The 13,741-nt window shown below is 32.7% G+C and carries 11 protein-coding genes; all 11 read left to right on the top strand.

Features of this window, described 5'->3' with window-relative positions:
• The first annotated feature begins 4 nt into the window (after positions 1–4).
• The 11 genes from GAPWK_RS14330 to bamA all read left to right on the top strand — a co-directional run bounded on the left by GAPWK_RS14330 (position 5) and on the right by bamA (position 13,721).
• On the top strand, positions 5–592 hold the full coding sequence (locus GAPWK_RS14330; RefSeq protein WP_158413605.1) for an SPOR domain-containing protein: 588 nt from the start codon (positions 5–7) through the stop codon (positions 590–592).
• 94 nt (positions 593–686) lie between these two features.
• A complete protein-coding gene (locus GAPWK_RS11730) occupies positions 687–1,172 on the top strand; it encodes a CvpA family protein (RefSeq protein WP_025316416.1) in 486 nt (161 codons plus the stop codon).
• 18 nt (positions 1,173–1,190) lie between these two features.
• Positions 1,191–2,708: an amidophosphoribosyltransferase gene (gene purF, locus GAPWK_RS11725; protein ID WP_025316415.1), complete on the top strand. Its 1,518-nt coding sequence runs from the start codon at positions 1,191–1,193 to the stop codon at positions 2,706–2,708.
• A 475-nt stretch (positions 2,709–3,183) separates the two neighbouring features.
• On the top strand, positions 3,184–5,892 hold the full coding sequence (locus GAPWK_RS14325) for an inverse autotransporter beta domain-containing protein (protein ID WP_025316414.1): 2,709 nt from the start codon (positions 3,184–3,186) through the stop codon (positions 5,890–5,892).
• 153 nt (positions 5,893–6,045) lie between these two features.
• Entirely contained in the window at positions 6,046–7,065 is a 1,020-nt protein-coding gene (locus GAPWK_RS11715; protein WP_025316413.1) for a hypothetical protein, read from the top strand.
• Positions 7,066–7,389: 324 nt separating this feature from the next.
• Positions 7,390–7,596 carry a YheU family protein gene (locus GAPWK_RS11710; protein WP_025316412.1) on the top strand — a complete coding sequence of 69 codons (207 nt, stop codon included), beginning with the start codon at positions 7,390–7,392 and terminating at the stop codon, positions 7,594–7,596.
• An 86-nt stretch (positions 7,597–7,682) separates the two neighbouring features.
• Positions 7,683–8,315 (top strand): cAMP-activated global transcriptional regulator CRP, encoded by a 633-nt coding sequence (gene crp, locus GAPWK_RS11705; protein WP_025316411.1) that lies wholly within the window; start codon positions 7,683–7,685, stop codon positions 8,313–8,315.
• A 58-nt stretch (positions 8,316–8,373) separates the two neighbouring features.
• Positions 8,374–9,105: an isoprenyl transferase gene (locus GAPWK_RS11700; RefSeq protein WP_025316410.1), complete on the top strand. Its 732-nt coding sequence runs from the start codon at positions 8,374–8,376 to the stop codon at positions 9,103–9,105.
• Entirely contained in the window at positions 9,099–9,938 is an 840-nt protein-coding gene (locus tag GAPWK_RS11695; protein WP_025316409.1) for a phosphatidate cytidylyltransferase, read from the top strand. The genes GAPWK_RS11700 and GAPWK_RS11695 overlap by 7 nt, the downstream gene beginning before the upstream one ends.
• A 14-nt stretch (positions 9,939–9,952) precedes the next feature.
• Complete coding sequence (gene rseP, locus GAPWK_RS11690; protein WP_025316408.1) at positions 9,953–11,272, top strand: RIP metalloprotease RseP; 1,320 nt, start codon at positions 9,953–9,955, stop codon at positions 11,270–11,272.
• A 25-nt stretch (positions 11,273–11,297) separates the two neighbouring features.
• Positions 11,298–13,721, top strand: a complete 2,424-nt coding sequence (gene bamA, locus GAPWK_RS11685; RefSeq protein WP_025316407.1) for an outer membrane protein assembly factor BamA — start codon at positions 11,298–11,300, stop codon at positions 13,719–13,721.
• Positions 13,722–13,741: the final 20 nt, after the last annotated feature.

Raw genomic sequence — 13,741 nt, 5'->3', positions numbered from 1 at the left:
CATGATGAAAAATAGAAAAAATAGCAGCAATATTCAAAATAGAATAAGAAACCAACTCGTTGGTTTTGCTACATTATTGTTAATTTTAGCTGTAATAGCGCCATGGATTCTAACAGATAAATCTAAGCAACGAACTTTAGCTACCCCAATTTTACAACCAGAAATAGTTAATCAACAAAATAAACTCATAAATTCATCTAATGAATCAGGTGATGAATTTGATAATATCAATACTAGTAATATACCTAATACTTCATATATTTCGGGGGTAGATCAAAATTCAAACCCGTTGACATTAAATGATATTTCGGAAAATGATGATGGGTCAGATCCTAAAGTTTCAGTTTCAGAGCAAGAATCTAAATCATTTATGATTCAACTGACAGCATTAAAAAATAAACAAAAAATTGAAGAACTCGTTGCATTATTGAGATTAAATAATTATAACGTAAGGCTCATACCTAAAAATCCAGAACCGAATCAATTAATTAAGTTACAAGTTGGTCCGTATGCAAAAAAGGAACAAGCAGAGCAAATTATTACTAATTTAGATAATTTGACAAAATTGAAAGGTATTATAGTAACTAATTAAGAATTGTCTTTTATATCAAAGATAAAATTGGCTTAATTACAACGATTAGTAGTAATAAAAATATTTTTTTAACATAAAATTACGGATTATTATGATGAATTGGGTTGATATTACAATTATAGGTATTATTGCTTTTTCAGCATCTGTTAGTATCATTCGAGGTTTTATTCGAGAGGCTTTATCTCTTGTTAGTTGGGTTTTAGCTTTTTTTATAGCAGGTCATTTTTATACTTATATAACTCAATATTTGACCTACTTTGAAAATGAAATGATTCGTATCGCAGTAGCAATCACCATCCTTTTTTTTGCTACATTATTAGTGTGCTCTGTTGTCTCTTATGTTATTGGTCAATTAGTTCAAAAAACCGGTTTGTCAGGAACTGATCGAGTTTTAGGTATCTGCTTTGGAGTACTGCGTGGTATTTTAGTTGTAGCAGCATTACTCTTTTTAGTTGATACCTTTACCTCGTTATCAAAATCACCTTATTGGACAGAGTCACAGCTTATTCCTCATTTTCATTTTATTATTCGTTGGTTTTTTGATTATATCCAAAATTCATCATCTTTTTTAGTTGAGTAAGCTTGAGGTAATTATTATATGTGTGGTGTTGTAGGTATTGTAGGGAGTAGTACAGTTAACCAATCAATTTATGATGCATTGACTGTTTTGCAACATCGGGGACAAGATGCTGCTGGTATTGTTACTATTGATGATCAAAATCGCTTTCGTATGCGTAAAGCTAATGGTTTAGTTAAAGATGTATTTCAAGAACATCATATGCAGCGTTTACAAGGTAATTTAGGAATTGGTCATATTCGTTATCCAACAGCTGGAAGCTCCAGTCCATCGGAAGCACAACCGTTTTATGTCAATTCACCTTATGGCATTGCTCTTGCTCATAATGGTAATTTAACTAATACCGATAAACTGCGTAATAAAGTTTTTGAGTTAGCTAGGCGTCATATCAATACTAATTCCGATTCAGAAGTTTTACTTAACATTTTTGCCAGCGAACTCGATAAATTTCCAACTTACCCTCTTAGCCCAGATAATATTTTTACCGCAATTCATAATGTACATACGATTATTAAGGGAGCCTATGCTTGTGTAGCAATGATTATAGGACATGGTTTGGTTGCTTTTCGTGATCCTTATGGAATTCGTCCGTTAGTTATAGGTAGAAGAATTTTAGAAAATCAAAAAATTGAATATATGGTTGCCTCAGAAAGTGTAGCATTGGATATTCTTGATTTTGAATTTATGCGCGATGTTGAACCTGGCGAGGCGATTTATATTACTCAAGATGGACAATTACATTCAAAGCAATGTTCTGATAATCCTCAATACTACCCATGTATTTTTGAATATGTTTATTTTGCAAGACCAGATTCATTGATGAATGGCGTTTCTGTTTATCAATCACGTATTTTAATGGGGCAAAAACTTGGGCAAAAAATTGCAAAAGAATGGAAAGATGTTGATATTGATGTTGTTATACCTATTCCAGAAACATCGTGTGATGCAGCACTTGAAATCGCAAGAATATTAAATAAGCCTTATCGACAAGGATTTGTTAAAAATCGTTATGTCGGTCGAACATTCATTATGCCAGGACAAACTGCACGTAAACTTTCTGTAAGAAGAAAACTCAATGCAAATCGTATTGAATTTGAAGGTAAAAATGTTCTCCTAGTTGATGACTCAATTGTACGTGGTACCACATCTGAAAAGATTCTTGAAATGGTTCGCTCGTGTGGTGCCAAGAAAATTTATTTGGCTTCTGCTGCACCAGAAATAAGGTACCCTAATGTTTACGGTATTGATATGCCAGTTGCAAGCGAACTAATTGCTTATAATCGAACAGTTGATGAAATAGCTAAAGATATCGGTGCTGATAAACTTATTTTTCAAAATCTTTCTGATTTAATTGATTCAATTAAAATCCTAAATCCAAGTATAACACATTTGGAGTGCTCTGTTTTTAATGGGAAATATATTACCGATGGTATTGATGATAATTATTTGTCTTCACTAGAAATAAACAGAAGCGATAAGATTAAGTTAACACCAACTAAAGAATCAGAAAATCTAGAAATTTATAATGAAGGTCAATAAAAAATCATCTAAAATGAAAAAAATGTTAAAAACAGATGAATTATTAGATGGTTTGTCTGTTTTTTTCATCCAATCAATTTGTTACATACTCTAAATCATAACAAAAAAGTAATTTTTTAATTAATTATTACAAAGTTTATTAAGTTAAACAGTTATCTTAACACAATCACATAATCACCTTTCTACTTAACTTTTTGAAATATAGATAAATTATATTTTTTTACAAAATTAAACAAAAAAAATGTAAATTTATTTTGATAAATGACAAATTTGTAATATCATTCATCGCGTATAAAGGACTTTAAATGATTTTAAAATCCTTAAATAATAAATTATAGAAAGAAAACAAATTTAAAGCATTTTTATCACAATAAATTAATAATAAAATTTAATGGTAGATGGGCTTTATTAACGAATAAAAAAAGAACTTGTTACTGTGTAGCATTGTGTCGATGAAATATAAGGAATAATTAAGATGAGAAATAATCTTAATTTAAAAATTATCTCTACACTGATTATCATGGCTTTAGGCTGTCAAACGAGCTGGGCAGTCGATAATACTGTTTCTGAAACAGTAACAGCAGTTGATAGTAATAAAGTGATCGAATTAAAAGATGGTACAAAGGTTCGCGAAATGGTTAATAACCAAAAGCGTAGCCTATATCAAATAGCACTTTTAAGCAGTATCTCTGTACCTGAATTAAGAGAGATGAATGCTGGGCGTTTTGACAAAAAAGACACGGTAGAAGTGGGCGAGCGTTTAGTTCTGCCTGAGAATTCTCCGATATTACCTGCACTAAAAAAATCAGATTCTAATACCAATAATCAAGATAAATATGCGAATTTGCCTAAATTAGGTTCAGATGATAATTATGACCCTAAAGCGGATAAAGACGCTTTAGCAACTCAGGTTGCATCAACTTTACAAACTTTAGCTACTCAAGATTGGAAACAAATCACTTCTTCTGAAAATGGCGGTATATCTGGTCATGTAAGAAATAAAGCTAAAGATTATGCTGAAGATTATGTTCGTAGTAGTGTAAAAAACCAAGTTGTTGATCCATTAAAAGGTGCTGCGCAAGACTTTTTAGGAAAATTTGGTACAGCACAATTACAGTTTGATATAAGTGACAAAGGCTCATTTAATAATATCAATGCCAAATTATTTAGCCCATGGTACGACACCGAAGATACATTGATTTTTACTCAATTATCTTTCCAAGAATATGAGCATAACCGACGTATTGGTAACTTCGGTATTGGGCAACGCTGGGATGTAGCTGACAAAACATGGTTATTAGGCTATAACGTGTTTTTAGACCACGATTTTCAACGTTCTCATAACCGATTAGGTGTTGGTGTTGAAGCTTGGACAGATTATATGAAGTTTGCCGTTAACTATTATCATCCACTATCTGATTGGAAAAATTCAAAAGATTTTGATGATTATTTAGAACGTGCAGCAAGAGGCTTTGATGTTCGTTTTCAAGGATACTTGCCACAATACCCACACTTAGGTGGTTCATTAATGTATGAACAATACTATGGTGATAAAGTAGCATTATTTGGTAAAGATAATTTACAAAAAGATCCTAGAGCGATAACCGCGAGTATTGATTATACGCCTGTCCCTCTATTTACAGTTAAAGCAGAACATAAACGTGGTCAAGATAGTAAAAAGGAAACTAAAGCTGAATTGACCATGAATTATCGTATTGGAATGCCTTTAAAAGACCAGATGGATCCTGATATGGTTCAAGCTGCTCGTTCATTAAAAGGCAGTCGTTATGATCTTGTTGATCGTAATAATTACATTGTTCTTGAATATAAAGAAAAGAAAATGACTGTCGATTTGGGGCTTGAATCACTGGAATTATTGGAAGGTGAGACATATGATGTCAGCATTGGAGTTCATAATGCTAAAGGCATACGTAGTGTTTCATGGTCTGGTGATATGATGGAAATTGATGCGGCAGGTGGTTTCCTTTGTTTTACAACTGGAACTTGTGGTTCTTCAAATTGGTTAACACCTCATGCCAATATTAACAATTGGAAAATTGTAGCACCTGATTATGTTGATTCTGCTGGTCAACGTCGGCCTATAAAAACTAAGGGTAAATATACATTAGCGGTAACAGTTACTGACGAAAAAGGCAGATCTGCAATATCTAACTCAATTTCATTTGAAGTATTACCGAATCTAAATACGCGTAAAATTGGGGTCTGGGTAATTGATGAAAACGGAAATAAGGCACCAGTGGCTAACAGACCTGCGGATGGTAAAAGCGCAATTACTATCTTAGCGACATTATTTAAACCTAAAGTAGACATTGGATCGATTACCTCCGAAAAAGATGTAGAAGGTTTCAGTGATGAAGAACTAATGAATAGTATACCAGATAATTTTTCGTCAGTATTAAAAGGGTGGTCAGCCACCACAGGGAATGGTGAAAAAGTAGCTTTAGTTGATGGAACGTCAGGTAATGTTAATGTTTGTCCATCGCAAGAGCCTTGTGTCATTGTAAAAAGATTTGAAAAAGTTAAGAAAGGGCAAAAAGTATCTTCTAATGCTGCAACGGCAGCTAATACTGAAGTAATAGGTGATAGTTATATTTTAGATGTTGCCTCTAATTTTGCAGGCGCTGTCGATTTTACAATTACCATTGATAAATTTGGTACCTCTTTCAATACAGCTAAAGTTAATTTTACTGGTGGTCAAGCTAATGCTATAAAAGTTTATCAAGAAGGTGGCATATTAGTAGCTGAAAACAAAGGTAATTCACTAGAGTTTGATCCAAATGCTATTAAAGAGTGGAAAGTAGATAGTAAATACCATGTGAAGGCTTATGATGTTAATGGACAGGAACTTCAAGACCCATTTATTATTTGGTCGCTTGTTGGTTCTAATGATGAAGCTTGTCCTGGCAATGCAGCAACCTCCGCATTACCAAGTTATGAGCAAAATCCGAATGGTCCATGGTTTAATGTTGCTATGGGAGCTAATGCTGACTATACAATAAGAAGTAAGAGGACGTTGAGTTATGCATCAATAGGTAAAGGTATTGCACCGGTTGCTAATGCTCCAACTCATTTGAATTTAGATCAGTCGGTTATACCTTCACCATTAGCATGTGCAGGAGATCAAGGTTTTAGATTACAAGTAACCATTGCAAGTTATAACTAAACTAGTCAATGTTTATAGTAATATGAAAATATAGTTATATAGGTTTTAGGCTAACGAGTAAATTCGGTGGTCTACATTTGGGAACACCAACAAAAGTGTTGTATTCATATAATCACAACATATTTAATTTAAAAATAAAATAGGAAGTTAAACATGAAAAATTTAACAATCAAAAAAATTGCATTTGGCTTATTATTAGCAGGTTATGCATCAAGTAGCGCATTTGCTGCATCATTCAATGCAACAACAACTCAACAAATACATGGTAATGCACCTGTGCTCTCCAAAACAAATGGCGATGCAGAACATACTGTTAGCGTAACATTTACTACTGATAAAGAGGGTTCTAATCCAGTTGCAGAAAATGATAACGTTCAAGTCGGTAATTATATGAAAATTTCATATAATTTATTAGATAAAGATGGCGACAAAGATAATGGAAATATCAAAGAGTCTCTTACTGTTTATGCAAAAATAAATGGTAAGTGGGAAACATTTAGTGCCGATGATCTTGGTGCTACTTTTACAGCTGATGAAAATGCAAATGGTAGACAATCAGGTTCTATTACAATTGAAATTTCTGATAAATTTGCTGGCGCAGAAAAAGTTGGTTTTAGATTACAAGAACGCACCGAATTTGGTTTACCTAATACAAATGAATGGTTAAATATATCTGATGTTTGGTCATCAACTGACCCAGAAGTAACTACAGATGGAAAAGAGCCAACTCAACCACCTTCTGTTGATGCAGGTCCAGGTGATAAAGCACCAGGTACAGGTCCAATTCTTAGTTCTACCTTTAAACTTGGTATCTTCAAACTTGAGGCAAATGGTCAGTTAGATACTGAACATGACTATGCTACCGCTGATGTTAACCCTAAATATGGTGACCAATTTGTCGCTGTAGTTTGGAATGATGCTGATAGCGATGGAAAATTTGATCAAGCAAATGAACAAGAATTTACTTCAGGATATTCATTTAAATGGACACTCGTAGGTGATAATGATGGTGTTGTTGCCACTAGTGATGAGTTAGCTACAGTTTCAACAAATAGAAAAGGTGAAGGTGATACTATTTACTTAGGTAGCAACTCAGCAAATCATAACTCAATATATAACACAAGTTATACAGCCGGTGCTCAAGGTTATAGATTGAAAGTTGAAACTAAATAGTTAATATAACTCGGTATTTTTATAAGTAATAGTAATTACTTTAAATGCTATTAAAACCACTCATATGAGTGGTTTTTCTTTACTATTAAAAAAACATTATAATGTTTAATTTATTGTAAGTTATTTAGATGTAAATAAAATAAAACTGCATGCTTTTAAGTTTTAACTAATTAATTTTTTAGTATTTAAGATGATTTATACAATTTTATTATATGATCTATTTTCATTATTATTATCCAAATAAAATTAAAAAATGAAATGCTTCTTCTTATTTTTAAATGAATACTTTAGAATACTAATAATCCCAAATAATATTAATTTATCATGATTATTCCTTGGCAAAATCTTGATTCCCAAACTTTAGATAACATAATAGAACACTTTGTGTTACGTGAAGGTACTGATTATGGTCTGCAAGAAAAATCCCTCCAAGAAAAGGTTACTCAAGTAAAATCTCAGTTAATTGATGGAACTGCGGCAATTTTTTGGTCTGAATTACATCAAACAGTTGATATTAAACTTGTTAAATAATGGCTAAAATCGTTATTGCTTAGTATATGATTTATTGTTCAACTTTGTTATAGTGTGTAGGTTGTAAATTGAATGGAGAGGAAGGAATAATGATTGGTAAACAGCAAACGGATACGACATTAGAGTGGTTTTTATCCCATTGCCATATTCATAAGTATCCAGCTAAAAGTACCCTTATTCATCAAGGTGAAAAAGCAGAAACTCTCTATTATATTGTAAAAGGCTCTGTAGCAGTATTGATTAAAGATGATGAAGGTAATGAAATGATATTATCTTATTTAAATCAGAATCAATTTTTAGGTGAATTAGGTCTTTTTGAAGAAGGAACAGAGCGAAGTGCTTGGGTTAAAGCAAAAACAAGTTGTGAAGTTGCTGAAATCTCATACAAGAAGTTTAAGCAACTTGTACAAGTCAACCCTGATATTTTAATGAAACTTGCTAGCCAAATGGCTAGCAGATTACAAGTAACTTCAGAAAAAGTTAGCAATTTAGCGTTTCTTGATGTTGCTGGTCGTATTGCACAAACATTATTGAATCTGGCTAAACAGCCTGATGCCATGACACATCCTGATGGTATGCAAATTAAAATTACTCGTCAGGAAATAGGCCAGATTGTTGGATGTTCTCGTGAGACCGTAGGCCGAATTTTAAAAATGCTTGAAGATCAACATTTAATTTCTGCCCATGGTAAAACTATTGTTGTTTACGGAACACGCTAAGTGATTAAACAAATATTTAATAAGTTGATAAAATGATTTATATGATACGGTATATTTCATGATTCAAGAAAGATACATTCCTAACCATGTAGCGATCATTATGGATGGAAATGGTCGTTGGGCACAGCAACGAAAACAATTACGCGCAGTTGGACATAGAGCAGGTTTAAAAGCCGTACGTAAAATTGTTACCTATGCTGCAACTCTTGGTATAAAAGTTTTGACGTTGTATGCTTTTAGTAGTGAAAATTGGAAACGACCTGCGAATGAAGTTTCCGCTTTAATTTCTTTGTTTATTTATGCTTTGAATCGTGAAATGAAAAGTTTACACAAAAATAATGTTCGATTAAATATTATTGGTAATATTTCTCAATTTAATGATGATTTGCAAAATATGATTATTAATGCAGAACAATTAACAAAAGATAATTCAGGATTAGTTTTGAATGTTGCTGCTAATTATGGTGGTCGTTGGGACATTTTAGAGTCAACTAAAAAAATGGCTAAACAAGTCTTAGATGGTAAAATAACATTAGATGATATTACTGAAGAACGATTTAATTCGGAAATAAGTATGCATGACTTTCCTGAAGTAGATTTAGTTATTCGCACTGGTGGTGAATATAGAATCAGTAATTTTTTATTATGGCAAATCGCATATTCTGAACTTTATTTTACTGATGTTTTATGGCCGGACTTTAATCAAACATTATTTGACAAAGCAATTGATGTATTTAATACCAGAGAACGACGTTTTGGCGGTATACCTATAGAGGAACATTCATGTTAATTCAACGATTACTTGCTGCAATTGTGCTAATTCCACTTGTAATTATTCTACTTTTTTTTACGAAACTATCGATATTCGCTTCTATTATGATTGCTGTTAGCGGTATAGCTGCATGGGAGTGGTCTCAGTTTTTACATATAACTAATAAGCATTCAAGATTAATGTTTGCTTTTTTTATTGCGGTTCTATTAGCTTTATTATATTTTATGCCAATCTCTTTTGAACTAAAATCCAAGCTTTATAATATTATATTATCACTTTCAATTATCTGGTGGTTAGTTGCATTATACTTAGTCATGAGTTATCCCAAAACCATACATTATTGGTCTAATATTTCTGTAAAATTATTTTTTGCCTTTTTTACGTTGTTTCCGTTTTTTATTAGCGTTATAGTTTTAAGATCTATTGACTATCAGTCTAATTGTTATACTGGCGCAATATTGCTGTTATATACATTTGTGCTAGTATGGGCAACAGATACTGGAGCTTACTTTGCTGGACGAACTTTTGGTAAACGAAAATTAGCACCAAGAGTTTCCCCTGGTAAAACTGTAGAAGGTTTTATTGGTGGTGTTAGTGTCGCACTTTTAATTAGTTTGATTGTTTATTATTCTAATTTGTTCAATATAAAATTGTATGTTTTTTTTATTAGTTCTTTTTTTGCTATTTTAGCCTCAGTATTAGGCGATTTAACTGAAAGTATGTTTAAACGCGAAGCAGGCATTAAAGATAGTGGTAATTTAATACCTGGGCATGGCGGTATTTTAGATAGAATTGACAGTTTAACAGCCGCAGTTCCAATTTTTACAGTATTATCTTTATATCTGTCATAGAGAGGTGATTTATTTTGCTTTGGCCATTGTTGCTATTTATCATCACTATGAGCATTTTAGTTACTGTACATGAATTTGGGCACTTTTTTGTTGCTCGTTTATGTGGTGTTCATGTTGAATGCTTTTCGATTGGTTTTGGTAAAAAAATTTGGTCACATAAATTTTCAAATGGAACTGAATTCGTAATTGCTATGATTCCTCTTGGTGGTTATGTTAGAATGCTTAATGACGAGGCAAAAAAAACTTCAAGTGATGATGAAAAATTTGCTTTTAATAGAAAAAAAATTTGGCAAAAAATGGCAATCATATTTGCAGGACCTTTTGCCAACTTTGTTTTAGCAGCGATAATTTATTGGATTATTTTTTTAAACGGAGTAATGGTCTATCCTATAAAAGTAAAAGATACCATTGCTAATACTCCTGCTTCTACATTGCAAATTCCTTATGGAGCAGAGCTTAAAACTATTGATAATATCGCTATTAATAGCTGGAATGATGTAAATTTAGCATTAATATCGGTATTAGGTAAAAATAGTGTATCTTTATCTTATATTGATAAAGATAATAATGGTAATCCAATAGAAATTACAAAGAGTGCTGATATTAGCCATTGGAATTTTGACATAGAGAAAGAGTCGTCCATTATGGCATTTGGTTTGCTTCCTAAAACGTTGGAAGTTTATCCAATTGTGAGTAAAATTGTACCAAAATCGGCTGCAGAAAAAGCAGGATTACAAGTAGGTGATGAAATTATCAGTTATAATAATCATCTTTATACAAATTGGAATGATTTTTCTACTGAAATAAAAAAAGCAAATGCAATGGTATTAAAGGTTAAGCGGGGTAATAGTGAAATTTATCTTGATTTAATACCAACAGTTCAGAAAAATGGAGAAGGTGTAGCTGGTTTATATCCTTCCTCAGAGGCAGTAGTTAAGCAATACGGTTTTCTAGAAGGATTAGGTAAAAGTATTGAACAAACAGTATTAACCACAAAAATAACTGTAAGTTCACTTTATCAGTTAATAACAGGTGTTATTGGTCTTAAACATTTATCAGGGCCTATAACAATAGCAAAAAGCGCAGGGCAAACAGCAAGTTATGGTTTCACATCTTACTTATATTTCCTAGCATTTATTAGTATAAGTTTGGGTGTTATCAATCTTGCACCATTACCAATATTAGATGGTGGGCAGCTTGTCTTTTTATTGCTCGAAAAGATAAAAGGAAAAGCCCTATCAGAACAAACCCAAGAACGATTATTTCGCATCGGGTTTTTTTTATTAATATTGATAATGGGAATTGCACTATTTAACGATTTTTTACGATTGTGATGGGATGAGGTTATAAACATTTACAATGAAAATAAATAAATTACTTATAGCATCTTTGCTGTTTAGCGGTACAGCAATGTACAGTTCCAACGCATTTTGTGTTGATGATTTTATAGTAAAAGATATTAAATTTGAAGGTTTACAAAGGGTTACTCCAGGTGCTGCATTGCTTGAAATGCCCATTCAAGTTGGCGATTATGTTAATGAATCTGATTTAGGGCGTATTATCAAATCCCTTTATGCTAGTGGTAATTTTGATGATATCAGTGTTTCCCGAGATGGTAATAGTTTGATTATTCATGTTCAAGAACGCCCAACTATTGCGAGTATTACTTTTTCTGGTAATAAATCAGTAAAAGATGATATGTTGAAAAAGAATTTAGATAGCTCTGGTATTCGGGAAGGTGAAGCATTAGATCGTACAATGCTTTCGGCAATTGAAAAAGGTTTAGAAGATTTTTACTACAGTGTTGGTAAGTATAATGCAAAAGTCAAAGCTGTAGTTACCCCGTTATCTCGTAATCGTGCTGATTTAAAATTAGTCATTGCAGAAGGTAAATCGGCATTGATTGACCAAATCAATATTGTTGGTGCTAAAGCATTTTCTTCAGAAGAACTTATTTCACGTTTTTCATTACGTGATGAAGTTCCATGGTGGAATATGCTTGGTGATCGAAAATATCAGAAACAAAAATTGGCTAATGATTTAGATGAATTACAAAGTTTCTACCTAAATCGTGGGTATGCACGTTTTAATATAGATTCCACACAAGTAAGTTTAACACCAGATAAAAAAGGTATTTATGTAACGATTAACATCCATGAGGGTGAGCAATACAAATTATCTGGTCTTGAATTCAAGGGAAATTTTGCTGGGCATAAGGATGCGATTTCTAAAATAGCTAATGAGCGCATATCAGTTGGCGATTTATATAATGGTCAGAAAATAACAGATATCGAAGATAATGTTAAACGCTTACTTGCTAATTTCGGTTATGCTTACCCTAGAGTTGTTATTCAGCCTGAAATGGATGATTCTAAACATACTGTAAAACTAATAGTCATGGTTGATGTCGGACAACGTTATTATGTTCGTAATATTAGAATTGTCGGTAATACCGTGACAAGTGAAAGTGTTATCCGTCGTGAACTTCGTCAAATGGAAGGTGCATGGTTAAGTAATGGGTTAGTTGAGTTAGGTAAGGAACGCTTAAATCGATTAGGTTTTTTTGATACTGTTGAAGCCAATACTGAACGAGTACCAGGAATAGATGATCAAGTTGATATCACCTATAAAGTTGCGGAACGTAACACTGGTAGTATCAAATTTGGTGTGGGTATTGGTTCGGATAGTGGTGTTAGTTTTAATGCTGGTATAACTCAAGATAACTGGTTAGGTACTGGTAATAGTGTGTCGTTTGATATTAACACCACTGATACTGATAAAACAGCTTCTATTTCTATTGTTGATCCATATTTTACTGTTGATGGCGTAAGCTTAGGTGGTAGTGTTTACTATAATACTTATAAGGCAGATGACGATGATGAAGAGTCAGAATATTCAAGTAAAACATGGGGGGCATCTGCTAATTTAGGCTTTCCAATTAGTGAAAATAATTTCCTTCGCTTTGGTACTGAATATGCCAATCATAAGTTGTCTGATATGAAAGCTCAATATGGAATGTGGCGCTATTTTGACTCTATGGGTGAAAATATGAAGAATAGACGATCTATTTCTTTCGACACTAATGATTTATTACTAAATGCTTATTGGACTTATAACTCATTAGATCGAGGATTTTTCCCTACTGATGGTTTAAAAGTGACTGCTAATGCAAAAATAACAGCACCTGTATTCGATAACCGATTCTACAAAGTAGTCACCGATGCTTCCTATTATTATCCATTTGATTCTGAACATCATTGGGTTTTCTTAGCTCGAGGTCGCTTTGGTTATGGTGATGGCTTTGGTGGTAAAGAGTTGCCATTCTATGAGAACTTCTATGCTGGTGGTTCAACTGTACTGCGTGGTTTTAAAGCCAATACTGTTGGTCCTAAAGCGGTTTATTTTAATAATGATAATGGTTGTAGTGGTTTAGATAATACAAGTAAATGTAAAAGATCGAAAGATGCAGTTGGCGGTAATGCTTTAGCATTTGCAAGTACAGAATTGATTGTTCCTACACCATTTGCTGGAGAAAAATATACAGATAGCATTCGTACTTCCGTATTTTTTGATGCAGGTACAGTATGGGATACTCAGTGGAATTTTAAAAACAAGGATATTCCAGATTATAGTTCACCTTCTGATATAAGAATGTCGGCAGGTTTAGCTGTTCAATGGATGTCGCCATTAGGACCATTAGTATTTTCTTATGCCCAACCTCTTAAGAAATATAATGGTGATTCAGCTCAACAATTCCAATTTAATATAGGTTCGACATGGTAAAACCATGTCAAAATTAATAA

It is taken from the genome of Gilliamella apicola (assembly GCF_000599985.1).
Taxonomy (GTDB): domain Bacteria; phylum Pseudomonadota; class Gammaproteobacteria; order Enterobacterales; family Orbaceae; genus Gilliamella; species Gilliamella apicola.
Note: the sequence above shows the minus strand (reverse complement) of the source record. Positions and strands in the feature narration are given on the sequence as shown.

Excerpts from the sequence above, each read along its gene's own strand:
- GAPWK_RS11730 (WP_025316416.1), top strand. The coding sequence starts at position 687 with ATGAATTGGGTTGATATTACAATTATAGGTATTATTGCTTTTTCAGCA.
- GAPWK_RS11715 (WP_025316413.1), top strand. The coding sequence starts at position 6,046 with ATGAAAAATTTAACAATCAAAAAAATTGCATTTGGCTTATTATTAGCA.
- GAPWK_RS14330 (WP_158413605.1), top strand. The coding sequence starts at position 5 with ATGAAAAATAGAAAAAATAGCAGCAATATTCAAAATAGAATAAGAAAC.
- GAPWK_RS11710 (WP_025316412.1), top strand. The coding sequence starts at position 7,390 with ATGATTATTCCTTGGCAAAATCTTGATTCCCAAACTTTAGATAACATA.
- GAPWK_RS11700 (WP_025316410.1), top strand. The coding sequence starts at position 8,374 with ATGATTCAAGAAAGATACATTCCTAACCATGTAGCGATCATTATGGAT.
- GAPWK_RS11695 (WP_025316409.1), top strand. The coding sequence starts at position 9,099 with ATGTTAATTCAACGATTACTTGCTGCAATTGTGCTAATTCCACTTGTA.
- GAPWK_RS14325 (WP_025316414.1), top strand. The coding sequence starts at position 3,184 with ATGAGAAATAATCTTAATTTAAAAATTATCTCTACACTGATTATCATG.
- purF (WP_025316415.1), top strand. The coding sequence starts at position 1,191 with ATGTGTGGTGTTGTAGGTATTGTAGGGAGTAGTACAGTTAACCAATCA.
- bamA (WP_025316407.1), top strand. The coding sequence starts at position 11,298 with ATGAAAATAAATAAATTACTTATAGCATCTTTGCTGTTTAGCGGTACA.